26 protein-coding genes are annotated in these 23380 nt (G+C 66.4%); 7 read left to right on the top strand and 19 right to left on the bottom strand.

Annotation, left to right across the window (positions count from 1 at the left end; genetic code table 11):
- Nucleotides 1-4: 4 nt before the first annotated feature.
- The 8 genes from ACVOKU_RS02130 to ACVOKU_RS02095 form a co-directional block, all read right to left on the bottom strand.
- On the bottom strand, nucleotides 5-1735 hold the full coding sequence (locus ACVOKU_RS02130; protein WP_481558928.1) for an amino acid ABC transporter permease/ATP-binding protein: 1731 nt from the start codon (nucleotides 1733-1735) through the stop codon (nucleotides 5-7).
- Nucleotides 1732-2292: a GNAT family N-acetyltransferase gene (locus ACVOKU_RS02125; RefSeq protein WP_279942112.1), complete on the bottom strand. Its 561-nt coding sequence runs from the start codon at nucleotides 2290-2292 to the stop codon at nucleotides 1732-1734. The genes ACVOKU_RS02130 and ACVOKU_RS02125 overlap by 4 nt, the downstream gene beginning before the upstream one ends.
- Nucleotides 2289-3503 carry a M20 aminoacylase family protein gene (locus ACVOKU_RS02120; RefSeq protein WP_481558927.1) on the bottom strand — a complete coding sequence of 405 codons (1215 nt, stop codon included), beginning with the start codon at nucleotides 3501-3503 and terminating at the stop codon, nucleotides 2289-2291. The genes ACVOKU_RS02125 and ACVOKU_RS02120 overlap by 4 nt, the downstream gene beginning before the upstream one ends.
- A gap of 4 nt (nucleotides 3504-3507) precedes the next feature.
- Nucleotides 3508-4851: an LLM class flavin-dependent oxidoreductase gene (locus ACVOKU_RS02115; protein WP_481558926.1), complete on the bottom strand. Its 1344-nt coding sequence runs from the start codon at nucleotides 4849-4851 to the stop codon at nucleotides 3508-3510.
- An 18-nt stretch (nucleotides 4852-4869) separates the two neighbouring features.
- Entirely contained in the window at nucleotides 4870-5865 is a 996-nt protein-coding gene (locus ACVOKU_RS02110; RefSeq protein WP_053517564.1) for an LLM class flavin-dependent oxidoreductase, read from the bottom strand.
- 14 nt (nucleotides 5866-5879) lie between these two features.
- Nucleotides 5880-6242, bottom strand: coding sequence for a DUF3088 family protein (locus ACVOKU_RS02105; protein ID WP_053517565.1), 363 nt, complete (start codon nucleotides 6240-6242; stop codon nucleotides 5880-5882).
- 159 nt (nucleotides 6243-6401) lie between these two features.
- Entirely contained in the window at nucleotides 6402-6983 is a 582-nt protein-coding gene (msuE, locus tag ACVOKU_RS02100) for an FMN reductase (protein ID WP_053517566.1), read from the bottom strand.
- Nucleotides 6984-7035: 52 nt separating this feature from the next.
- Nucleotides 7036-9612 (bottom strand): TonB-dependent receptor plug domain-containing protein, encoded by a 2577-nt coding sequence (locus ACVOKU_RS02095; protein ID WP_481558925.1) that lies wholly within the window; start codon nucleotides 9610-9612, stop codon nucleotides 7036-7038.
- Between the two features lie 260 nt (nucleotides 9613-9872).
- Between ACVOKU_RS02095 and ACVOKU_RS02090 the strand changes: the two genes are divergently transcribed.
- Together ACVOKU_RS02090 and ACVOKU_RS02085 are read left to right on the top strand one after the other, a co-directional pair.
- The gene (locus ACVOKU_RS02090) at nucleotides 9873-10874 is read left to right on the top strand and encodes a helix-turn-helix domain-containing protein (RefSeq protein ID WP_065175558.1); all 1002 of its coding nucleotides are present in this window, start codon (nucleotides 9873-9875) and stop codon (nucleotides 10872-10874) included.
- Nucleotides 10875-10960: 86 nt separating this feature from the next.
- Nucleotides 10961-12205, top strand: coding sequence for a hypothetical protein (locus ACVOKU_RS02085; RefSeq protein WP_481558924.1), 1245 nt, complete (start codon nucleotides 10961-10963; stop codon nucleotides 12203-12205).
- A gap of 24 nt (nucleotides 12206-12229) precedes the next feature.
- Here ACVOKU_RS02085 and ACVOKU_RS02080 read toward each other — a convergent pair whose 3' ends face one another.
- From ACVOKU_RS02080 to ACVOKU_RS02070, 3 genes are all read right to left on the bottom strand, one after another.
- Nucleotides 12230-12715, bottom strand: coding sequence for a hypothetical protein (locus tag ACVOKU_RS02080; RefSeq protein WP_053517571.1), 486 nt, complete (start codon nucleotides 12713-12715; stop codon nucleotides 12230-12232).
- A gap of 95 nt (nucleotides 12716-12810) precedes the next feature.
- The gene (locus ACVOKU_RS02075) at nucleotides 12811-13395 is read right to left on the bottom strand and encodes a TetR/AcrR family transcriptional regulator (RefSeq protein WP_053517572.1); all 585 of its coding nucleotides are present in this window, start codon (nucleotides 13393-13395) and stop codon (nucleotides 12811-12813) included.
- Nucleotides 13396-13449: 54 nt separating this feature from the next.
- Entirely contained in the window at nucleotides 13450-14403 is a 954-nt protein-coding gene (locus tag ACVOKU_RS02070; RefSeq protein ID WP_279942104.1) for an AraC family transcriptional regulator, read from the bottom strand.
- A 102-nt stretch (nucleotides 14404-14505) separates the two neighbouring features.
- On the opposite strand from ACVOKU_RS02070, the gene ACVOKU_RS02065 reads away from it, so the two are divergent.
- The 3 genes from ACVOKU_RS02065 to ACVOKU_RS02055 are packed head-to-tail and all read left to right on the top strand — an operon-like array spanning nucleotide 14506 to nucleotide 16151.
- A complete protein-coding gene (locus ACVOKU_RS02065; RefSeq protein ID WP_481558923.1) occupies nucleotides 14506-15342 on the top strand; it encodes an oxidoreductase in 837 nt (278 codons plus the stop codon).
- Between the two features lie 33 nt (nucleotides 15343-15375).
- Nucleotides 15376-15690, top strand: coding sequence for an ArsR/SmtB family transcription factor (locus ACVOKU_RS02060; protein ID WP_053517574.1), 315 nt, complete (start codon nucleotides 15376-15378; stop codon nucleotides 15688-15690).
- Nucleotides 15691-15692: 2 nt separating this feature from the next.
- Nucleotides 15693-16151 (top strand): SRPBCC family protein, encoded by a 459-nt coding sequence (locus ACVOKU_RS02055; RefSeq protein WP_481558922.1) that lies wholly within the window; start codon nucleotides 15693-15695, stop codon nucleotides 16149-16151.
- A 22-nt stretch (nucleotides 16152-16173) separates the two neighbouring features.
- On the opposite strand, the gene ACVOKU_RS02050 is transcribed toward ACVOKU_RS02055, so the two are convergent.
- Genes ACVOKU_RS02050 through ACVOKU_RS02025 form a run of 6 tightly spaced genes read right to left on the bottom strand, consistent with a single transcriptional unit; the run spans nucleotide 16174 to nucleotide 19592 of the window.
- Complete coding sequence (locus ACVOKU_RS02050) at nucleotides 16174-16908, bottom strand: hypothetical protein (protein ID WP_481558921.1); 735 nt, start codon at nucleotides 16906-16908, stop codon at nucleotides 16174-16176.
- A 22-nt stretch (nucleotides 16909-16930) separates the two neighbouring features.
- Nucleotides 16931-17641: a hypothetical protein gene (locus ACVOKU_RS02045; RefSeq protein ID WP_481558920.1), complete on the bottom strand. Its 711-nt coding sequence runs from the start codon at nucleotides 17639-17641 to the stop codon at nucleotides 16931-16933.
- Between the two features lie 13 nt (nucleotides 17642-17654).
- Entirely contained in the window at nucleotides 17655-18356 is a 702-nt protein-coding gene (locus tag ACVOKU_RS02040; protein ID WP_461289636.1) for a Tox-REase-5 domain-containing protein, read from the bottom strand.
- A complete protein-coding gene (locus ACVOKU_RS02035; protein ID WP_065175551.1) occupies nucleotides 18356-18715 on the bottom strand; it encodes a hypothetical protein in 360 nt (119 codons plus the stop codon). Before ACVOKU_RS02035 ends, ACVOKU_RS02040 begins: the two co-directional genes overlap by 1 nt.
- Nucleotides 18715-19167 (bottom strand): DUF4123 domain-containing protein, encoded by a 453-nt coding sequence (locus ACVOKU_RS02030; protein ID WP_481558919.1) that lies wholly within the window; start codon nucleotides 19165-19167, stop codon nucleotides 18715-18717. Before ACVOKU_RS02030 ends, ACVOKU_RS02035 begins: the two co-directional genes overlap by 1 nt.
- Nucleotides 19168-19169: 2 nt before the next feature.
- On the bottom strand, nucleotides 19170-19592 hold the full coding sequence (locus ACVOKU_RS02025; RefSeq protein ID WP_065175549.1) for a PAAR domain-containing protein: 423 nt from the start codon (nucleotides 19590-19592) through the stop codon (nucleotides 19170-19172).
- A gap of 313 nt (nucleotides 19593-19905) precedes the next feature.
- Here ACVOKU_RS02025 and ACVOKU_RS02020 point away from each other — a divergent pair, with 313 nt between their 5' ends.
- Nucleotides 19906-20277: a DUF4180 domain-containing protein gene (locus ACVOKU_RS02020; RefSeq protein WP_481558918.1), complete on the top strand. Its 372-nt coding sequence runs from the start codon at nucleotides 19906-19908 to the stop codon at nucleotides 20275-20277.
- On the opposite strand, the gene ACVOKU_RS02015 is transcribed toward ACVOKU_RS02020, so the two are convergent.
- Nucleotides 20274-21056, bottom strand: a complete 783-nt coding sequence (locus ACVOKU_RS02015; RefSeq protein WP_481558917.1) for a 3-hydroxybutyrate dehydrogenase — start codon at nucleotides 21054-21056, stop codon at nucleotides 20274-20276. The genes ACVOKU_RS02020 and ACVOKU_RS02015 overlap by 4 nt on opposite strands.
- A 128-nt stretch (nucleotides 21057-21184) precedes the next feature.
- Between ACVOKU_RS02015 and ACVOKU_RS02010 the strand changes: the two genes are divergently transcribed.
- Nucleotides 21185-22561, top strand: a complete 1377-nt coding sequence (locus tag ACVOKU_RS02010; RefSeq protein WP_481558916.1) for a M1 aminopeptidase family protein — start codon at nucleotides 21185-21187, stop codon at nucleotides 22559-22561.
- 39 nt (nucleotides 22562-22600) lie between these two features.
- Here ACVOKU_RS02010 and ACVOKU_RS02005 read toward each other — a convergent pair whose 3' ends face one another.
- On the bottom strand, nucleotides 22601-23332 hold the full coding sequence (locus tag ACVOKU_RS02005) for a hypothetical protein (RefSeq protein WP_481558915.1): 732 nt from the start codon (nucleotides 23330-23332) through the stop codon (nucleotides 22601-22603).
- Nucleotides 23333-23380: the final 48 nt, after the last annotated feature.

Raw genomic sequence — 23380 nt, 5'->3', positions numbered from 1 at the left:
CGGATCAGAGGGTCTTGGCGAGAAAATCGGCGGTGCGCTGCTGGCGCGGGTGTTCAAATATGGCCTCGGGCGTGCCCTGCTCGATCACCCGGCCCTGGTCCATCATCACCACGTGGTCGGCAACGCGGCGGGCGAAGCCGAGTTCGTGGGTGACGATCACCAGCGTGGTGCCGGAACGGGCGAGCTCTTCGATCACACTGAGCACTTCGGCCACCAGTTCCGGGTCCAGCGCCGACGTCGGCTCATCGAACAGCAGCACCTTCGGCTGCAGGGCCAGTGCACGGGCGATGGCGATGCGCTGCTGCTGGCCACCTGACAGCTGGCGCGGGAACGCATCGGCCCTGTCCGCCAGACCGACGCGCTCCAGCAGCACGCGCGCCTGCTGTTCGGCCTGCGTACGCGGCACACCGCGCACCGCCATCGGCGCCTCGATGATGTTCTCCAGCGCGGTCAGGTGCGGGAACAGGTTGAAGCCCTGGAACACCATGCCCACCTCGGCACGACGACGGCGGATCTCGCGCTCCGGCAGCTCGTACAGGGTGTCGCCGTCACGGCGATAGCCGATCAGCTGGCCACCGACGCTGACGAAGCCGGTGTCGGCGCGCTCCAGGTGGTTGATCAACCGCAGCAGGGTCGACTTGCCGGCACCGGACGGGCCGATCAGCACCGTTACGCTGCCGCCGCGCAGTTCCAGGGTGATGTCCTCCAGTACCGGCTGCCCGCCGAACGCCTTGCCGACACCCTGCAGCGATATCGGCGCCCCCTGCCCGGCCTCGGCCGCGCTCGCGATGCGCGGCCGCACCGCAACCGGCGATGCCGCACGCGGCGCGGGCGAGGATACCCGCGACACGCTGCGCTCACGCTGCAGCTGGCCACGCGCGAAGCGCTGCTCCACGCGCCGCTGCAGCAGCGACAGCACGGTCAGGATCACCAGGTACCAGACCGTGGCCACCATCAGCAGTGGCACCACCTCCAGGTTGCGGCGGTAGATCACCTGCACGGTGTAGAACAGCTCCGGCAACGCCAGCACGTAGACCACCGACGTGCTCTTGGCCAGGCCGATCACATCGTTGAAGGCGGCCGGCAGGATCGAACGCATCGCCTGCGGCAGGATGATGCGCCGCACCTGGCGGCCGCGCGGCAGGCCCAGCGCGGCCGCTGCTTCATACTGGCCGTGATCGACCGAGAGGATGCCACCGCGGATCACCTCGGCCGAGAACGCCGCCTGGTTCAGTGTCAGGCCCAGCACCGCAGCCGTGAACACACCGATCAGCTGGGTGGTGGGATACGAGAACAGGCTGATGCCGGTGAACGGAATGCCCAGTTCGATCGTGCTGTACAGATAGCCCAGATTGTTCAGCAGCAGCAACAGCACCAGCAGTGGAATCGAACGGAACAACCAGACGTAGCCCCACGATACCGCCGACAGCAACGGCGAGCCGGATACCCGTGCCAGCGCCAGCAGCGTGCCCAGCGCGAAGCCCAGGCCGGTGCCGAGCGCGGTCAGCAACAGCGTGCGACCCAACCCTTCCAGCACCGGGCGGGCGAAGAACCACTCGGCGAAGGTGCCCCAGCCCCAACGTGGATTGCCGAGTACCGACTGCAGCCCGATCAGGATCAATGCCAGCGCCAGGACCGTGCCGAACACCTGCAGCGGATGCCGCGCCGGCACGATCTTCAATGCCGGTGCCGGACGCGCGGCCAGACCCTCGATCGCGGTGGACGGCGTACTCATGCGTGGACTCCCTGCACGGCGGCGGCGATTGATGCCGGCGGGCGCGCAGATGCCCGCAGCTGCTTCTCGAACGGCAGATGGGCGATCGATTCCGGGTCGGCAGACAGATCGAACAGTGCGGTGTAGCCATGGCTCAGGTACAGGCCGACCGCCTCAGGCTGACGGAAGCCGGTGGTCAGGTACACGCGGCGATAGCCCTGGCGTGCGGCCTGGTCTTCAAGCTCCTGCAGCACCCGCCGGGCGATGCCCTGGCGGCGCAGGCCAGGCAGTGTCCAGATGCGCTTGAACTCGGCCGTATCCGGGTCGCGGTGAGGCATGAACGCGCCGCCGGAAATGGCCACACCCTCACGCAGCAGCAGCACGAATGCTCCCACCGGCGCAGCGAATGCCTGCGCCGGGTAGCGTTGCAACTCCTCGCGCGCACTGCCACCGATGCGTCGCCGCACATCGGCGTAACGACTGTCGTACTCCTGTTCGAGCCCATCGAACAGTGGCCGCGCCAGTGGATCGTCCACCGAGGTGTAGAGGAAGCGCTCCTCGAACGGTGCCGTACTCATGCTGCGTCCTCCACCAGATAGTGTTCGGCCAGCCGCGCCCAGAGGCTGGCGGCAGGGGCGATGGCCGCATCGTTGAACACGTAGCGCGGGCTGTGCAGCGGCGCACTGTCACCGTTGCCGACGAACACGAAGCTTCCGGGCCGGGCCTGCAGCAGGAAGGCGAAGTCCTCGCTGGCGGTGCGCGGCGCGAAGGCATCCAGCACCTGCCCTGCGCCGAATCCCTGCAGCGCCACCTCACGGATATAGGCGGTCTGCTGCGGATGGTTGATCACGCTCGGGAAGCCACGCGGGAACTCGATCTCGGCGCGCGCCCCGAACGCGGCGGCGGTCTGCTCGGCAAGCTCGGTCACGCGAAGGCGCAGCGTGTCGCGAACGTCGGGCAGATAGGCGCGTACGGTCAGGGTCAGCTCCACCACGTCGGGAATCACGTTGGCCGCCTGCCCACCGTGGATCGAACCGACCGTCACCACGCCCATCTGCCGCGGGTCCACATTGCGCGACACCACACTCTGCAGTGCGGTGACGATGTGCGCGGCGGCGAGGATCGGATCCACGCTTCCCTGTGGTTCCGCACCATGCCCGCCCTTGCCGATCACCCTCAACCGTGCCCAGTCCACCGATGCCATCGCTGGTCCGTCGACAAAGCCGAAGTGCCCCGCCGGCACACCCGGCCAGTTGTGCAGTCCATAGATCGCATCCACCGGAAAACGCTCGAACAGGCCGTCGGCGAGCATCCTTGACGCACCGGAGCCGGTTTCTTCCGCCGGCTGGAACACCAGTTGCAGGGTGCCATCGATGCGCCCGTGCCGGGCCAGGTAATGCGCCGCCGACAGCAGGATCGCGGTGTGTCCATCATGACCGCAGGCGTGCATCCGTCCTTCGTTCTGGCTGGCATAGGGCAGCCCGGACGCCTCCTGGATCGGCAACGCATCGATGTCGGCGCGCAGCCCAAGCCGGCGGCTGCCCTGACCCCGCTGCAGCGTTCCGACCACACCGGTTCCACCGACGCCCGTGGTCACCGTATAGCCCCACTGCTGCAGCAGTTCGGCTACGCGTGCGCTGGTGCGATGCTCCTCGAAGGCGAGCTCCGGGTGTCGATGCAGGTCGTGGCGGATGGCGATGGCCTCATCGGCGCGTGCGGCTATTTCAGGCAGCACGCCCGTCGGCCCGGTGGGCGCCACAGTCAACGATGCCCGGCGCAGTACGTTCATCGCCTCAGCCCACCTTCCGCGCCGGTTCGGCGGCCGTCGAATGACGGCTGGCCTTGTACGGCAGGCCCAGGTGGTCGCGCAGCGTCTTCCCTTCCAGCTCGCGCTGGTGATACCCGCGCGCCTGCAGGATCGGCAGTACCAGGGTCACGAAATCGTCCAGCCCCTCGCGCTGCGCCGCGAACCCCAGAATGAAGCCATCGCTGGCGCCCGCCTCGAACCAGCGGATCAACTCGTCGGCCACGTGCTCGGGTGTACCGATGAAGTTGGGCCGCGGGCTCACCGCCTGCAACGCGACCTGGCGCAGGCTCAAGCCCTGCTCGCGGGCATCCTGCTTGATCCGATCGGTGGTGGAGCGGAACGAATTGCTGCCGATCTCGCCCAGCTCGGGGAACGGCGCGTCGGGATCGTACTGGGTGAAATCGTGATGGTCGAAGAAGCGCCCGAGGTAGGCCAGCGCATCGTCCAGGCCCGCGAGTGCGGCAATCGCCTGGTACTTGGCTTCGGCCTCCTCGGCGGTGTGGCCGACAATCGGCCCGATGCCCGGAAAGATCTTAACGTCATTGCCGCTGCGCCCGTGGGCGATGGCCGAGTTCTTCACCTTCTGGGTGAAGGCACGGGTTTCTTCCAGCGAGGGCGAGTGGGTGAATACCGCATCGGCATACTTGCCGGCCAGCGCGATGCCGTCGTCGGACGAGCCCGCCTGGAAGATCACCGGCTGGCCCTGCGCCGAGCGCTGGATGTTCAGTGGGCCTTCGACCTGGAAGAAGCGGCCCTTGTGGTCGAGGCGGCGGAACTTGTCGGCGGCGAAGAAGGTGCCCTGTTCGCGGTCGCGGATGAAGGCATCGTCGTCCCATGAATCCCACAGGCCCTGCACCACGTCCAGGTATTCGTCGGCAATCTGGTAGCGCAGCGCATGTTCCGGATGCGGGCGGCCGTAGTTGCGGCCCGATCCTTCCAGCGGCGAGGTCACCACGTTCCAGCCGGCGCGCCCACCGCTGATCAGGTCCAGCGAGGCGAACTGCCGGGCCACGGTGAACGGATCGCTGTAGGAGGTGGACAGCGTGCCGGCCAGGCCGATCTTCTTCGTCGCCGTGGCCAGCGCGGACAACAGCGAGATCGGCTCGAAGCGGTTGAGGAAGTGCGGGATCGATTTCTCGTTGATGTACAGCCCATCGGCAACGAAGCCGAACGCGATGCCGTTGTCTTCGGCCGTGCGCGCGATGTCGATGTAGAAGTCCAGGTTCACGCTGGCATCGGCCGGGTTGGACGGATGCTTCCACGCATGCATGTGGCTGCCCGGTCCCTGCAGCATGATGCCGAACGGGATGGGGCGCGGTGTCTTGCTCATGGGTATCGCTCCTGCAGGTCAGGCCACCGCCGCGCGTGGCGCGGGCGACAGCAGTTCAAGGGACGCCAGGCGTGCGTCGAGGTCGGCCACCGGCGCATCGAGGATGAATTCGCCCACGCCGAAGCGGCGGTGCAGTGCGTCCAGTTCCCCGCGCACCTGCTGCGCGTCGCCCGACAGCACGCTGGGCCGCGTCTCTTCGATACGGAAGTCGGTCACGCCCACCTGGCGGGCATACTCGGCCGCGGCGTCCGGGCTGGGCAGGTTCACCGTCTGCCCCGGGCCGAGGTGCAGCTTGTAGACACGCAATGCGCCGACATGGCGCGCCGCCGCTTCGCTGGTGGGCGCCGCGAAAGCGACGGTGGCCAGCAACGGCGGCTGCGTGGATACGGCGCGATAGGCCTCGAACGCCGCTTCGATGTGCTTCGGGTCGCCGTCGAAATGGGCGGCATAGACGAAGCGCCAGCCCAGCTCCGCCGCCTGCCGTGCGCTCTGCGGGCTGGCGCCCAGCAGGAAACGCTCGGCCGCCACCTGCGGCACCGGCCGCGCCTGCGCATTGGCATGCGCATGATCTTCGGCCAGCGAGCCGGACAGGAATCCTTCCAGATCGCGCAGCTGCTGATCGAAATCGGCGAAGGCCGGTCGCCCCGCGGCCAGCGCTGCGGTGGACGCCGGCAGGCCACCGGGTGCCTTGCCCACCCCCAGGTCGACGCGTCCGGGCGCCAGCGCCGCCAGCAGGTTGAAGTTCTCGGCCACCTTGTACGGCGCATAGTGGCGCAGCATCACGCCACCGCTGCCGATGCGGATGCGCCGGGTCTGTGCCAGCACCCATGCCGCCAGCACCTCCGGCGCCGGACTGGCCAGGGTCGGTGCGGCGTGATGCTCGGCAAACCAGTAGCGGTGGTAGCCCAGCTGTTCGGCACGCTGGGCCAGCTGCAGGCTGTTGCGCAGCGCCTGCTCGGCGCCTGCGCCTTCGGCCACCGGGCTCTTGTCCAGCACGCTGATGAGGTAGCTCATGTCCGCGTCCTCGCTCAGGGGTGGGCCACAGGAATGCCAAGCAGGCCATTGAGTGCGGCCAGGATCGGCTCGGCACCGGTCACGTACTGCCGGTCCTGGTAGGCACCGTTGGCGTGTTCGCTGCGCACGCCCTGCGGCAGCACCAGCTTCGGCAGCGACTGGTCCTGCTCGCCCACCGCCGCGATCACCTCGCGGCGTGGCCGCGCGAAGCCGATGCGGCGCACGTCCAGCTGTGCATCCAGGCCGTCGATGCTGGACAGCGCGCCTTCCAGCAGCAGGCTGTGCCGGCAGAAGAAGCGCTGGCCCGGCAACTGGCCGTCGACGAACTCGCGATCAAGCAGGAACAGGATGGGTTTGGGGGAGGCAGCTGCAGCCACGGATTCGTCCTCGTCTGGGCCGGCAATGAAGTGCCGTTTCGCTATCGATGCTAGAGAAGCTGTGCGCCGCGCCCGTACCTGCTGGCGACAATCGCCGGTCGGATCCGGCCACGCAGATGCAGGTTGGCAATAAGCAGACTGCTGGCCGTTATGGGCAGCTCAGGCGATGCGGCGCAGGGGCGCCGGCCCGCTGGCGGCATGCGGCAGCAGATGCCCGGCAGCGCGCTCGGCAGCCAACTGGATGCGCGCCTGCAACGCCGCGCTGTTGATCTGCTCGCCATCGAAATCGGCTGGTGTGGCATACACGCCGATGGGCAACGTATGCGCCTGCAGGAAGCTGAACAACGGTCGCAGCTGATGGTCGATCACCAGCGCATGCCGCTCGCTGCCCCCGGTGGCCGCCAGCAGCACAGGGGTGTCCACCAGCGCCTCGAGGTCGATGAAGTCCACCAGGTGCTTGAACAACCCCGGGTACGAGCCACGATGGACCGGTGCGGCCACCACCAGCAGCTCGGCATCCTCGAGGGTGGCCAGCGCCTGTTCCACCGCGGGCTCGGCCTCGCTGCGCGACAGCGTCTGCCCCAGCGCGCGCGCTATCGGCGCCAGCTCCACCAGTGTCACGCTGGCATGCAGGCGCTGCTGCAGCGCCTCCAGCAGGTGCCGTACCAGCAACAGCGTGCGCGAATTCACCGATGCCGTTGGCGATCCGATCAACGCAACAATCTTCAACCCAGATGACATGCCACTCTCCTCGGTAACGCCGGACGCTGCCCGGCGACGCCATGCCTGAACCTCAGAACCGGTAATTGACCCGCCCGTACCAGAACGCGCCGATCCTGCTGAGCACGTCACCGCTGTCCCAGGTGGTCTCGATGCTGGCCACGTCGGTGGCGCTGCGCGCGTACTCCGGCACCTTGCGGGTGCGCTTGTCGAACACGTTGTTGATGCCCAGCGCCGCACTCCAGCCCGCGCCCAGCTCCACACCGCCGGACAGGTTGGTCACCAGCACGGGTGGCTGCCTGTATTCCACGCCGTTGTTGAGGCGCTTGATCGACCCGTAGTAGGTAACGTCCACATTCGAGCGCCAGCGTCCGTTCTGCCAACCCAGTCCGGCCACCTGGGTGTAGCTGGGCGTACGGAAGCGCAATGCGTACTCGCCGGACTTCGTCAGCAGGTTGATGTTGGGCAGCCCCTGCAGCGCCGCAGGAATGGCGCTGACGCTGCGGATCGTGGTGCGTCCGACGTTGGCGGCATAGCTCCAGCGCAGCTTGCCCCACGATGTGTCCTGGTTCGCCTCCAGCGTCAGCTCCACGCCGCGCGTGCGGGTGTCGCCCACGTTGGTGAAGTAGCTGGCATAGAACGCGTCGCCCGGCAGGATGCTGATGCCGGCCGAACCCAGCAGCGCATCGATCGTGTTCTTCTGCGCGGAGGTCAATACGGTGCCGCTGTTGTCGGTGATGCGCGCCGGATCCTGCGCGTTGTAGCCGATCTGGCTGGACTGGCCGAGCTGGCCGCGGATGTCGATCTGGTAGGCATCCACGGCCAGGTGGAAGGCCGGGCTCGGGTCCCAGGTCACGCCGATGCTGTAGTTGGTGGCCTTCTCCGGTTTCAGCGGGGTGGCACCCAGTGCCACCGCAGCGGGCGAGGACACCTGCGCCACCAGCGTCGTACCGCACGGGCAGCTGCCCGTGGCCTGGTAGAACTGCGCGCCCAGGCTCGGCGCGTGGAAGCCGTTGCTGACCGTCGCACGCACGCCCAGTGCGTCGGTGATGTCGAAGCGGCTGGTCAAGCGTCCGGTCGAGACGCTGCCGAAGTCCGAATGGTCTTCCCAGCGCGCGGCCGCATCCAGGTACCAGCGCGAGGTGACGTTGGTCGCCGCCCCCACGTACACCGCCTTGCTGTTGCGCGTGGCCTTCACCGCGTCGGCGGTGGAGTAGCCGACAAACGCAGCGGCACCGAATCCGGTGTACGACTCCCACTGCCCTGCCCCGCGCTCGTAGCGCTCGTGCTGGTACTCGGCACCGGCACTCACGTCCAGGGGTGAGGCAAAGGCCGCTACGTCAAAGCCCCGGCGCAGGTCCAGGTTGGCAATGCCCTGCTGGTAATCCAGCTTGCCGTCATAGAAGTCGGTGGGCGAGCCCGGGTACGGCAGCGAGTAGTTCACCGAGTTGCGGGTATAGGTGCGCACCGTGCTGCGGTTGCCGGTCAGGCTGGCGTCGTAGTCCCAGCCGGCCACCTGCCCCTTCACGCCGGCGGTGCCGGTGTACTGCTTCTCCTTGGTCTCCAGCACCGGCAGGAAGCCGTCGGGAAACACGCTCAGCACCCCCGGTGTCCGGTACGTGGTGAAGATCGTGGCCGGCAGGCGGAAGTTCTGGATCGCCTGCGCGGTGCGGTCACTGGCAGTGGCGTTGGCGTAGAACTGCGCGCTCTCACCCAGGCCATGGCCCACGTTCACCGCAAACGCCTTCAGCGCATAAGACGGTGAGCTGAGGATGGTGTTGGCTTCGGCATCGCGCGTGGCCTCGGCAGGGTCCGGCGTCGCACCGGCCGGCAGGCGGTTGTTCGGCCGCAGCGCGACCCGGTTGCCATTGGCATCGATCGCCGGATAGCTCAGATAGCCATCGATGTAGCGTCGCGTCCGGATCGCGTGGTGCTGGCGCGTGGTCTCGCCCGAGAGGTTGACGAAGCCGTCCTTGCCCCAGGGCAGGCCGACGTTGGCGCGCACGCTGGTACGCGTACCGTCGCCATCGATGCTCTGCCCGCTCTCCACCGACACCTCACCGCCCTGTGCCTGCGATTTCAGGATGACGTTGACCACACCGGTGATCGCGTCCGAGCCGTAGATGGCGGAGGCACCATCGCGCAGCACTTCCACGTGGTCGATGGCCGACACCGGAATCAGCGCCAGATCCGCCCAGGCGTGGCCAGGAAAGCCGCCGCCGTTGGCACCGCTCACATAGGCACTGGCGTTGCGGCGCTTGCCGTTGACCAGCACCAGCGTGTAGCCCGGTGAGAGATTGCGCAGCTGATAGCCGCGGATCAGGCTCTCCTGGTCGCTCTGGTAGCCACCGATCTGGCTCAGCGACGGCAGGCTGCGCTGCAGCGCTTCGAGCAGGTTGGCCTGCCCGGTCGCAGCAAGATCCTCGGCGGAGATCACGTCGATGGGCGTGGAGCTGTTCTTGACCGTGCGCGTGCTGGTGCGCGAGCCGGTCACCACCACTGCGTCCAGGGTGGATGCAGCGACGTTGGCGGCAGCCGCTGTGGTTGCCGGCTGCGCATCGGCGTCTGCCGCATGCACGGGGGCCGCTACCAGGGCGGCGGCGATCAACACAGCAAGAGGACTCAGGACAGGGGCGTAGGCGGCAGGCATGGGGGCTCGTGGGGTGGGCCGGAAACACGCTTCCATTCAAGGGCCTGTTCACCCGCCACGACAGGCGTGATCGCGTCACCCAGCCGTAACATCCGGCCACCCACATGACCGCTGGTAATGACGTTAGGCAGCGCACTTGCATGGGGTCGGATCCCTTTCGAAGGAAACGGATCCGACCCCAGCCGCCATATATCCCGCAGGCATCACCTCATGACCGCATGCCACGCGGCGGCATGCACCATCACCGGTAGCATCAGGCCATGCCCATCCACGCTGCCGATCCCACCGCGCCGACCGTCGCCATCGTGGCCTGCCACGGCCAGGGCCTGTTCGAGTTCGGTTGTGCGGTGGGCCTGTTCGCACCGGTGCGTCCGGAACTGGGCGTGGCGTGGTACCGCACGCAGCTGTGCGCGGGCGAACCCGGCGCGCTGCGCATGCTCGGCAATACGCAGGTGCAGTTGCCGCATGATCTCAACGCGGTGGACGATGCGGACATCATCGTCATTCCCGGTTGGCGCGAACCCAGTGAACGCCCGCCGCAGGCGTTGCTTGATGCGCTCGTCCGCGCCCACGCGCGCGGCGCCCGCATCGCCTCGATCTGCTCGGGCGCCTTCGTGCTGGCCTGGGCCGGCCTGCTCGATGGCCGCCAGGCCACCACCCACTGGCGGCTCACCGAAACGCTTGCGCAGCAGTTCCCCCGCATCGGCGTGCGCGACGACGTGCTCTACGTCGACGCCGGCAGCATCATCACCTCGGCCGGTTCGGCCACCGGCATGGACATGATGCTGCACATGGTGCGCAAGGATTACGGCGCGCGCGTGGCCAACCTCGTTGCCGAGCGCCTGGTGCTGGCGCCCTGGCGTGATGCCGGGCGCAGCCAGCGCGTCAGCCGCGCCATTCCCAGCGGCGAGCCGACGCGCCTGGCCAAGCTGATGGAATGGATGCGGCGCAATCTGCGCGAACCGCACTCGCTGGGCAGCCTGGCCGAACAGGCCGCGTTGAGCCAACGCACCCTGCAACGGCAGTTCCTCGACGCCACCGGCCTGTCACCCATCGACTGGCTGATCCGCGAGCGGGTGGCTTTCGCCCGCGAGCTGCTGGAAACCACCGACCGCCCGCTGCACTGGGTCGCCGAGCAGGCCGGTTTCGGCTCACAGGAATCATTCCGCCGCCATTTCCGCGGGCTGGTCGATGCCAGCCCCACCGAGTACCGTAGCCTGCATCGGCAGGGCATCGAAGCCGATCGACTGGTCGGCTGCTGAGGGTAGGCCTGCGGCAACGTCCGCCTTTCCACTCCGCCATCGGACCGGCAAGATATCGCCATGTCCCGCAGGCCGATGGAACGGTGATGACTGACCGCCCTTACAGGAACTACCGCTTCGGGATAGGCGTGTCGCTGGTGCTGGCGGCGTTCATCGCCACCCTTTCGCTCATCGCTGTGGCCACCCCCAATCTGGGTTGGGGCGTTGTGGCGCTGGCCACCCTGGCGATCTGGGTGGGCGTACCGTTGCTGCTGGTGCTTGTGCTGGCGTGGCTGCGCTACATGGTACGGGACCGTGGCCAGGTGCCCGGCCGCGTGCACGCCGTGATGTTCGTGCCCACCGCCGCAGCCATGCTCATCGTTCCGCTGTGGCACTCCCTGCAGAACACCTGGGACAGCTTCGCCGGCGGCTCGCGTGCCGCCATCGCGGAACTGCACGTCAATCTCAGCGGGCAACCGCTGTGGCTGGACACGTCGCCGTATGCATCCACCGGCTCCGGCGCTGGCCCGGACCTGCCCATGCAGGGCGACACGCCCGAACGTTTCATCACCTTCCACCGCTACCCCAACGCACAGTCCGATGCAGACAGGGCATTCCCGTATGAAGACGGGCGCCTGAAGCGCTCGGTGGACCACTACCGCTACGCCACGCCCTCCGGAGATCGTGCCGTCACCGACGTGCCCTTGCTGCGCCACCCCTATCCGGACCTTGCGCCCTTCAACGCGTCATGGAGGCGCCCGGGCACGCCGGAACTGGTGCACCTCTATTACCACTACCGCGATCATGTGGAGGTCGCGCCCGCGCTCGCACGCCTCAGCGGCACTACCGCAGATGATCTGGAGCGCAGCCGCTTCGAAGGCCTGGTGCTGTTCAAGGTCCACAACTACGGCGGCGCGCCCATCGTGCGGATGGAGGTCAATGGCCTCACGCTGGACATCGGTGACGGCGCCATCGCCAACATCCCGACGCCACCCGCGGACTGCACCGCGTACGGCTACCCGGACGGCGCCGCGCTGCTTCCGCTCGATCAGCCCTTGCAGGTCCGCTGGCAGACCAGCAGCGAGCCGATGCGCTGGCACAGCGCCCGCGTGCAGGTACCGGCGTTCCGCACGCCGCAGCCGATGGAGGGCCAGTCAACCCTGCAGCGCGTGCTGCTGTATGTGCTGCCTGATGACGCGCTGGCCGCCGAACGCTACGCGGAAATATTCGACCGCGATACGCGGCGCGGCATCCGCGCTACTGGCCTGCCCGCGGCGGCCGCTGCGGTGGCCACCTGCGGCAGCGCCTACGCCACCTATGGCGAAGACGCGCCGTCGCCGCTGGCAGACTGAGCAGTGTCGCCGCGGCGCCTGTTCTCAGCGGCGGCCACGCATCCGCCAGCACTGTGCGATGAAGCCCAGCACGAACACCACGAAACACCCCAGCAGGGTCTGCAGCACGACCGGAGCCATCGGCGCCGCCGCAATCGGATGTGCCACCGGGATGCGGGTCAGCGTTTCATTCACGCCCGGCACCAGCGACAGCAGGAAGCTGAACGACAACGCGAAGGTGGACAGATACCGCGCCGCCCGCCCCAGGAAGCGCAGGCGCGCGGCTAGCACGCCGCCGAAAGCAACCAGCAGCACGATCACGCCAAAGGCGTGGCCGGGATTGAGTCCGCCCGTGCTGGACACGGTGAACGAGGTTGCCACCGACAACACCAGGCCCAGCAGATAGAGCTTGCCGGCACGCGTGGCCGGATCGATGGCGCGGTGGCGGACGAAGCCATAGAGACCAGCCACGATGGGAAGCAGGCTGACGGCAGTGTGGATGACGCCGAGGGCGGACAGCGGGTGTGGCATGGGAGTGCTCCGTTGGATTCAGTGAACCTACTAGTAGGTAGGCATGGTGGGCAAAAAGAAGACCCGCGTTGCCGCAGGCCTTCCGCATACAGTTCTCAGGCGGCGCTCACCCGCGCGATCGCCAGCCGCGCCAGGGCCGCGAAGGTGGCCGCATCGCCAAACCCCCGCGCCGCCAGCATCGCACCGTGCACGGACGCCATGAACGCCTTGGCTTCGTCGCCCGCCGGGCCCTGCAGGCGCAGCTGCCCCTGCGCAGCGCCCTTCAGCAGGGTACGGGTCAACCACTCGGTCAGGTCCTCGAAGTGGCCGCGCACTTCCTCGGCAATCTCCACCGGGATCATCGGCGCTTCCGCGGCCAGCATCGCGCAGATGCAGAACGACGCCGTTCCGCCGGCAATGCAGCTGGACCAGTAATCGACATAGGCGTTGAGCTCCAGCAGCGGATCACCCAGCTGCCGGTCCAGCAGCGCCAGTCCCTCGCGCGCCTCGGCCCGGTACAGCACCACCACCGTGCGCACCAGATCGGCCTTGCTGGGGAAGTGGTGATGGATGCTGGCCTTGCTGATGTTCACCCGCGCGGACACGTCCGCGTAGCTGAAACCGTTGTAACCACCGGCTTCCAGCAGGGAACGGGCCTGCGCCAGGATCTCCAGCGCCTTCGGGGACAGCGACTCTTTCATGGGCGCAAACCTACTAGTAGGTAGATAGCCTGTCAACGGGCCGACCCGCGCCGTTCAGTGGGAAGACACATACAGCGCACCGGCTGGCGCGGGTGGCACCGCGAAGCTGCGCCGCATCCGCGCCACTTCCGCCGCCGGCGGCAGGCCGAACAGACGCTTGAACTCCCGGTTGAACTGCGACGGGCTGGCATACCCCACCGCCAGCGACGCCGCCTCGGCGGTCATCCCCTGGCGCAGCATCAGCAACCGCGCCTGGTGCAGGCGCGTGGACTTCACGTACTGCATGGGCGAAGTGCCGGTGACGTCACGGAAGTGATCGTGGAAGGTCGCCACGCTCATCCCCGCCTCCGCCGCTAGGTGTGCCACGTCCAGCGCCGTGGCATAGGCCGCATGGATCTGCCGCAACGCCCGGCCGATGCTGCCGAAACGGCCGCGCATGGCCAGCGCCTCACGCATCGCAGCGCCCTGGGCGCCGGTCAGCACGCGGAAGTACACCTCGCGCACCAGCGCCGGGCCCAGCACCGCCGCTTCCCGCGTGTCGCCCAGCGCATGCAGCAGCCGTATCACCGTGGCCTGCATCGGCGGGTCCATCGGGCTGGCCATCATGCTGCGCGCGTGTGTCTGCCCCGGCGCCTCATGCGCGTCCAGCGCAAGCAACAGCTCCGCCGCCAGTTGCAGGTCCAGGTGCAGGTAGATCGCCAGCAACGGCGCCTCCGCCGACGCGTCGGTTTCCATGGTGAACGGCACCGGCACCGACACCGCCAGGTAGTGCTGCGCGTCGTACTGGTAGACCTGCCCGCCCAGGTAGCCGCGCTTGACGCCCTGGCAGACGATCACGATGCCCGGGTCGTACAGCACCGGCGTGCGCGCCAGCGGCCGGTTCGAGCGCAGCAGGCGTACGCCCGGCACGGCGGTGAGCGTGTAGCCCTCCTCCGGCGCCAACGCCTGCAGCAGCCCCACCATGCGCGCCTGCGCATCCTGCTGCACCGGATCATCGCCAGACCGCACCGCACACCTCAGAGGAATAGGCAAGATCGGCCGAAGCTTAGGCCTGTAGGGCATCCCCCACAAGCACTACTGTGCAAGCCCGCTTTCCATGAGGCCATCACCATGTCCCCCTCCCGTCTGCTGCTCATCACCGGCGTCAGCAGCGGCTTCGGCCGCGCCCTCGCCGAACAGGCCCTGCAGGCCGGCCACCGCGTGGTCGGTACCGTGCGCAACGAACCGGCCCGCCAGGCGTTTGAATCACTCGCCCCCGGCCGCGCGTTCGGCCGCCTGCTGGACGTCACCGACCACGCCTCCATCGACGCGCTGGTCGATGCCATCGAAAGCGGCATCGGCGCCATCGACGTGCTGGTCAACAACGCCGGCTATGGCCACGAAGGCATCCTCGAGGAATCCACGCTGGACGAACTGCGCCACCAGTTCGAGGTCAACGTGTTCGGCCCCGCCGCGCTCATCAAGGCCGTGCTGCCGCATATGCGCGCGCGCCGCCGTGGCCACATCCTCAACATCACCTCGATGGGCGGCTTCATCACCCTGCCCGGCATCGCCTGGTACTGCGGCAGCAAGTTCGCACTGGAGGGCATCAGCGAGGTGCTGGGCCAGGAAGTGGCCGCGTTCGGCATCCACGTCACGGCCGTCGCGCCGGGATCGTTCCGCACCGACTGGGCCGGCCGTTCGATGGTGCGTGCACCGCGCAGCATTGAAGATTACGACGCCTTGTTCGACCCCATCCGCAGTACGCGCGAGGCCAAGAGCGGTCATCAGCTGGGCGATCCGGAAAAGGCGGCGCAGGCCATGCTGAAGATCATCAACAGCGACGCACCGCCCAGCCACCTGTTGCTGGGCAGCGATGCCGTGCAACGTGTGCGTGACAAGCTGCAGGCCATGTCCAGCCGCATCGACCAGTGGGAGGTCGTGAGCCGATCCACCGACGGCGGTTGACATGCAGGTATTTACCTGCCTATTCTGTCCGCCATGGATGCAGACAAGGTGTTCAAGGCCCTGGCCGACCCCACGCGCAGGACGCTGCTGGACCTGCTCTGCGCAGACAACGGTCAGACGTTGGGCCAGCTGTGCGAACACCTGGACATGGCCCGGCAATCGGTCACCCAGCACCTGGGCCTGCTGGAAGACGCCAACCTCATCAGCACGGTGCGCCGTGGCCGCGAGAAGCTGCACTTCATCAACCCGGTGCCGCTGCATGACGTCTACGAGCGCTGGGTACGCAAGTTCGAGCAGCAGCGCCTGAGCCTGCTGCATGACCTGAAACGAGAACTGGAAGGAGAATGACGATGTCCGCAGCGTCCACCCGCTTCATCCACGTGATCTACATCGCCTCCACGCCACAGAAGGTGTTCGAGGCCATCACCCGGCCCGAGATCGCCCGCCGCTACTGGGGCCACGAGAACGTCTCGGACTGGAAACCCGGCTCGCGCTGGCAGCACGTGCGCGCCAACGACACGCGCTCGGTCGAGCTGGTCGGCGAAGTGGTGGAAAGCACCCCACCCTCGCGACTGGTCATCACCTGGGCCGCGGCCTCGCAGGCCGACAACCCGGACAGCTACAGCCGCGTCACCTTCGAGATCGTGCCCTACCAGGACATGGTGCGGCTGAGCGTCACCCACGACGATCTGGAACCCGGCAGCGGCATGGATACCGGCATCCGCCAGGGCTGGCCGATCGTGCTGTCCAGCCTGAAATCGTTGTTGGAGACCGGCAAGGGACTGGACGTGTTTGCCAAGCCGAGCTGACTGGTGGGGTGTCTGGCCGCAGTCACTTCAACGCAGGGTCGATGACCGGAAGCAACCCAAGATCCACCAGGCTCATCTCGACCTGGTTGGCCTGTTGCACGGCATGCGGGTCGGCAAGATCGAGTACGTCGGTGGCGAGGATGAGTGTTCCGTTGCCACAGCGTTCCAGCCGGGCAGCCGCGGGAATCTGGTCTGCAGCGAGAGGGGCGTCCACGTACCCCATCCAGCCCAGAAACTCGCGGTGCGGGAAGGGCGCGCGATCGCGGCTGTAGAGCAGCAACTGGCCATCCACCCGCTGCTGGACATTGGTCTGGGCGAAGCTTATCGGCAAAGTCCTGAGTACCGCAGACAACATGGTGCCCACTACATTTCCGGGAGACCGGTAGGCCTTCTCGATACGGTCAACGTGGAACCGAAGGACGCCAAGATTGGGCTGGTAGCTCACTCCTGCGCCGCCACGCTTCGTCCAGTCGCTATCGTTTCCGGAGTTGGTGATCATGATTCCGTTGCTGCCGTCCGACGGCTGGCCCGGGAACTCCCTGGCCCACCGATGATCGTCTTCCTCGACACGCGCCACGAATGCACGGCTGTCGCTGAGGGGAACATAGGGGTCTCTGGCAGATCGTGGATTTGCCCACCATTGTCTGAAGAGCGGGTCGGCATTGGACAGGTTGAGAATAAGTATCGACAGGTCGTCCCACACCTGCTCGGCAGTGCGAGCCCGATGGGGATAACGGCAGACCAGGGTGATATTCACGGCATCTCCTCAGCAACGAGTGCTACTTCAACGCAGGGTCGATGACCGGAAGCAACCCAAGATCGACCAGGCTCATCTCGACCTGGTTGGCCTGTTGCACGGCATGCGGGTCGGACAGGTCGAGTACGTCGGTGGCGAGGATGAGCGTGCCATTGCCCCGTCGCTCAAGCTTTGCCGCAGCAGGAACCTGATCACGGGTGAGCGCCTCATCCACGTATCCCATCCAGCCCAGGAACTCACGATGGGGAAACGGTGCTCGATGCAGGCTGTAAAGCAGTAGATCAGCACCCACACGCTGTTTCACGTTCGTCTGTATCAAACACACATCGGGCCGCTTGGACATCGCATCCAGAATCGTCCACAGCACGCGCGATGGCCGCTCGAAGACCACCTCCACATCGCTGATGCTGATCCGAATCGAGCCAAAGCTTGGAGAGATCGCCAGCCCAACCCGTCCGCGCGCCCTCCAGCTCGCCTCATCTCCCGCGTTCGTCAACAGCAGGCCGGGAGCGCCGGCATGCCGCAGCTCTGGAAACTCTGCCTCGTCCGCTTCCATTCGGGAGATGATCCTTGATCGCTCTACAAATGACACGAAGTGGTCCTTCGGCCCTTTCGGCATGCCCCACCATTGCCGGAAATCAGGCGTGAGCTCTCCAAGATTCTCGATCAATGCAGCCGAATAGGCGTATGCCTCTGAGAGAGACAGCCTCTGTGGGACGAACTTCACGGTCAAGGTAACGATCATCTCAAATGGCACCCAGCACGTAAGGGGTATGGCGCGCACTCTCAGTTGGAATCCCGGCTTCAATTCCAGCAATGAAAGCGACGACGTCCATGAAGTGCCACTCAAGCTTCCCTCTAGGCATTGCAGGGGCGACGAGCGCGGATTGCACTCTGTAACTTTTGAGCCAGGACTCAGTTACGGCAAACGTAAATGGCGTTGCATCACGGCCATATTCGTCGAAGAATTTTTCAAAGTTGGCCTTCGCTTCAACCACGGTACACCGATCTCGCCAGAAGCCATCAAACGAGGTACCTCCGTATAGCCATTCAAGGGTGGTGTACTCTCCGCCCTTGCCAAAGAACCCCTTTACGACTTCTACGCCAATGCTCACGATCTCGTCAGCACTATCGCCTCGGCGTACATAGCCAAACCGCTCCGGACCGGCAAACATGTTGGCGATCTGTAGCTGGTAGTCATAGTTGATGCGTGTGCTCAAGGTTATGTATCTCGGCGTAGGCGGCTGCCCCACTCGCCCATTCCCCAGCAAGCACTGATTGCACTCGCTGTGGTCTGGCACATCAGAGCAGTCTGCTTCTCGACTTCGGACGTCTGGCTTGTCCTTGACGGCGTCGTTCGCCGCGGTGGCCGCCGCTGCCGCTGCCGCCGCCGCAGCGGCTCTCTCGGCCAGCTTGCCTATGCCCCAACGAACAGGAACCGCAACCATCACTCCTCTCCCTTCGGCCACCGATGCAAGGCGGCCAAGGCGCCGAGCACATCAGCCGCTTTGGTGCTCGGGTGCTCCGCGTGGCGAATCGCGATATCCACTTCAGCATTGCGATGAAGCTCACCACCACTGCCGACATCCGTCTTCGTCCAGGCAACGAGCACCGGAAGGTGGGTGATGCCCAACTCGTAGGCCGCGTAGGCATAACAGCGATCGGTTTCCGCAAGAAGTGCAGCGTCATCCATGCCAAAGACCCGTTCGGGCATGTCACGGCGAATCTCGCCGGCAAGCCTGGGGAGGAAATCGAACAGATCAGGCAAGCGCAGCAACGCCTCCTGTCTGGCATTGAACGTCAGCATCAGCTTTTCTCCACAACGTCGCGATCCAGCTGCCACTGCTGCCCCTGCAGCCAAACTGACCACCGGACGAATGGCGCCATGAACGCTCTCTTCTGTTCACGCGTCATGACGGTCCACACACGATACAAGGCGCGTCCATCCCAGAACCGGAACAGCGCCAAGCCTCCATCTGACAGCCGTACATCCAGGCGGGCTTGAAGATGCTCGATGACGGCGCCAATCGGCTCGTCACTGGTCACCCAGCACACCCGTCCCGGACGCGCCTCAAGATTCAGCAGCCATCGGCGCACCCATCCATTGCCATTCAACTGGATCAGCCAAGGCCCGACATCGGCGCTGCTGGCTTCAGGCTGATGTTCAAAGAGCGGCCACGCAATGCCCGATGTGGCGTAGCCTCCCAGAACATTGGCAATCTGCGGGGACGGAGCGGCGTCAACAATGGCGTATTCCATATTCATCTCCGCAGGTAAGCGGCACCGCTCCTTGCCGCCGCCAGAAGGCATTCCCGGCAGACCGGCTCCTTTTGGGTCGAGTGCACCGTGAACTCGTCGGGCGCTGGCGCGTGAGCCGTGGCATCCCCTTCCGACGTGGCAGGTGCCAACGCACCAGCAGCCGCGATGTGGGTCGTCTGCTGGGCGCCCGCCAGCAGGCTGCATCCGCAGGCCAGCCGATCACCGTCGCGCGCAACCGGCTGCCCATCGACAATCCAGGAATCGTCCCCGGTCACGATCGGGAAGATGCCCTGATGCTTGGGGCATGTCGCGCGGTCGGACACACGTGCTACGGCGTGCCCGTTGATATCAGTAAACGCAGACCCCGTGATAACGCGCCCGCCGCCACTGGTTGCATCCCCAACGACCACAATCAATCGACCCATATCAGTTCCACACGAAGCAGGCACCGACCTTTCCAGCCAGCTGCGCGAAGCTACCGAAGCCGATGACAGGACTTCCAGGCGCGAAACGGCGGCGATCTACCTGCAATCCCGCAAGTGGATGAGCTACAAAGAGAATTCTGGAATCGTGTAAACACAACCACCTCTCAAATGCGGCAGAATGCGTCTCCAGTTAAGGGCGAACACGTCACCATGAGCGAGCAGCCGGCCTGATCGACCCACAACGTCCGCAAAAGGGGCCGCCCTAGCTCGCCCCCTCCTCCACCCCGCTCAACGCCCCCACCCACTTCCCCCCATGCACCCGCACCTGGAAAAGATCGGCGACACCACCTTCCTGCGCGTCCGTGACCAAGGCCCCCTGCTGGATGCCAACGGCCTGCGCGACCTCGTCGGCGACGCGCTGGGTCACCCTGCCGAGTGGATCGTGGTTCCGGTGCAGCGCCTCTCGCCGGACTTCTTCGATCTGCGTTCGGGCGTGGCCGGGCAATGGATGCAGATGCTGGTGAACTACCGCCTGCGTTTTGCCGTGCTGGGGGATGTCAGCGCCCACCGGGCGCGCAGCGAATCACTGGATGCGTGGATCACCGAGTGCAATCGCGGCCGCGAGGGCTGTTTCGTGGCCGACTGGGACGCGCTGCGGGCGCGGCTTGCGGCGCCGGCCCGCTAGCGCGCGGTCCAGCCCCCGTCCACCGGCAGCGCCGTGCCGGTCATCTGCGCCGCGGCGTCCGAAGCCAGAAAGACCACGGTCTGCCCCAGCTGCTCGGGGGTGACGAACTGCAACGAGGGCTGCTTTTCGGCCAGCAGCGCACGCGCGGCGGACTCCTGATCGATACCCTCGCGCTCGGCCAACGCGGTGATCTGCTGCTCCACCAGCGCGGTGCGCACCCACCCCGGGCAGATGGCATTGGCGGTGATGCCGGTGCCGGCATTTTCCAGCGCGGTCACCTTGGTCAATCCCACCACGCCATGTTTGGCTGCCACATAGGCCGACTTGTTCACCGAGCCCACCAGCCCATGCGCCGAGGCGATGTTGATGATGCGGCCGGCGCCCTGCTGCTTCATGTAGGGCAAGGCCGCCGCCGTGGCATGGAACACTGCCGAGAGATTCAGCGCCAGGATCGCGTCCCACTTCTCGACAGGAAATTCCTCGATCGACGCGGTGTGCTGGATGCCCGCGTTGTTCACCAGGATGTCGATACGCCCCATCCTCGCAACGGCGTTGGCGATCATGGCTCGTACCGCCTCGCCCCGGGAAAGATCGGCGCCGTCATGCGCCACCCGCACACCAAACTCCGCTTCGAGGTTGGCGCGGAGGCTCTCGATCTGCGCCGCATCGCCGAAGCCATTCAGCACGATGTCGGCGCCCTGTCGCGCCAGCGCCGTGGCGATGCCAAGACCGATACCGCTGGTGGAGCCGGTAACCACTGCGACCCTTCCGTTCAACATGGGCAAGCTTCCATCACGTGCAGGGGGCCAGTGTAGCTCCGCAACTGCACGCCACGCGTGGATGCGCCCCTCTCGGCAGGAATTCATATTGGCTCTATAGTCGGCGCCATCCACCCAAGGATGGCTCGATGAACCCCAGCAAGGCCCTGCTGCCGGCGGCCCTCGCCGCACTGCTCGCTCCTGCCCTCAGCCAAGCCGCATCGCCCGAGCAGCTGGCAACGCCGCTCACCACTGGCAGTGTGCGCCTGGATATCGCCAGTGGCCGCGTGGAGGGCGATGCATGCCTGTCCAATCGCCCCGCCGACGCACAGGGCCACTTCGTGCTCAATGCCGGTCTGAACGTCGCACGGGTCACCGATGACGAGGGCAAGCCGGTCGGGTTCGATGGCTGGTACGACCCGGGCGTGGATGGCGAGGCGCGCGTCTACACTCTGGCCGAGCCCACGGCCACGCTCTGCGTGCAGTACGTGGGCGCGTTCCCGCTGTACCCGAAGCACGATGCCATGGGCGACTTCAAAGGCATGATGGCCTTCAACGGCGACAGCGCCCGTTTTACCGAGCAGTCTGCATGGCTGCCTCAGGCGTTCGACCCCAAGGCCCGCGTGCGCGGCAGCGAAAGCCGCTACGACCTGCAGGTGGACTGCCGCGGCTGCCGCTTCCTGTACCTCAATGGCAGCCCCGCCATCGAAGGCACGCAGGGCCGCTTTCGCAGCGACAACGCGCGGCCCATCCTGCTGTTCGGTGGCAGCGGCCCGATCACCCACACCGCGCAGGTCACCCTCCTCAACGAGAGCCTGCCCACGCCCAAGGTCGACGCGCTGTCCCGCGTCGTGCAGCAGGTGGCCGACGTGCACGCGCGCTACATGGGCGTGCCGCTGGCCGACCGCCCCACCTTCCTGCGCATGGTCACGCTCAACCAGGCCGAGCGCGACCGCGACGGCAGCGAATGGGGCTTTGCCACCTGGCCGACCATCGCCATGAGCGGCAGCATCGGCAACGTGGCCGATTCGCTGCTGGCCGGCGGTGAACAGGCCGAACGGCGCGTGCAGTACATCGCGCACGAAATGGGCCATTACTACTTCGGCACGCTCAACCGCCCGCAGGGGCCGTACTACTGGGTGCTGCTGGAATCCAGCGCCGAATTCCTGTCGATCAAGGCGCTGCGTCAGATCAGTGGTGACGCTGCGGCGGACCACTATGTTGCAAGGTTGCAGGCCACCGTCGATGCGCTGGATACGCCGCTGCCGGCGTTCGATGCCGTCGATGGCCACTCGGACCTGGGCGAGATGTATCGCTACGTCTATGGTCCGTTGCTGCTACTTTCGCTGGAAAAGCAGGTGGGTGAGGCGAAGATGCAGGCCTTCATGCGCGGGCTGCTGGCCGCGCCTTCACCGAAAGACTGGGCGGAGCTGCAGGCCATTGCACTGAAGGCCAGTATCGATGCCGAGGCCTGGCAGCACTGGCAGGCCAGCTGTGTGGCAGGGGGCAGGCCGAGGTGCCAGTAGATCCGCACCATGTGTGGACGGCCCTACCCCAACGCCCCATCACTTCCAGTGATCCGGCCCCAGAAACGGCAGGCTCAACACAAACACCGGAACCGCCACAGGAATCAAAGCGGCGCCCAGCACCTTGCCCGCCGCTGACCCCACGCCCGGCGTGTCCTCCCGCTCCGGCAGGATACGCTCGGCGCGCGCGTTGATCGGCTGTGCCAGCGCCGCCTTCTCCGCCAGCGCCGCAGCGTGCGGCAACTGCACGCGTTCGCCATCGCCCTCGAACAAGGCGCTGTAATAGCTGCTGCCCTTCTTTGAAAGGTCGCAGGCGCGATCAAAGGCCAGCGAGTAACGGCTCCGCTCCAGCGGCAGGTAATAGCGCGCGCGCTCATCGACCACCTTGGCTTCGCGCGGTGTGACATCAATCCGCTCCAGCCTGAACTGCGCCGCCTGTTGCGGCGTCACCTGCTCCGGCCGCAGCAGCAGCGCGTAGCTGCCATGCACCTTGGCCTTGTTGGCCGGGTCGCGCCAATCCTCGTGGAAGTACATCTGCGCGCACACCACCGCCTCGCGCAGCGGGCTGTCCATCAGGGCGCGGTAGTCACGGAACGGCGCCGCATCGAAGCGCATCGGTTCGTCGTAGCGCGGCAGCAGGTACAGCTGGCCATCGTTGGCCACGAAGGCACCGGTAATCTCGCGGATCGAGGTGTGCTGCTCCGGGCCGCTGGCGCACCCGGACAGCAGGCCCAGGCACAGGGCGGAGAGAATGAAGAAGGACGTTCGCATGTCGTGTCGAGGGCTTCCCTGGCAAAGGGCCTCGCCAGAACGCGCGAG

Source organism: Stenotrophomonas sp. STEN147 (assembly GCF_056757995.1).
The sequence above is the reverse complement of the archived record's forward strand: the minus strand, read 5'-3'. Positions and strand labels throughout refer to the sequence as shown.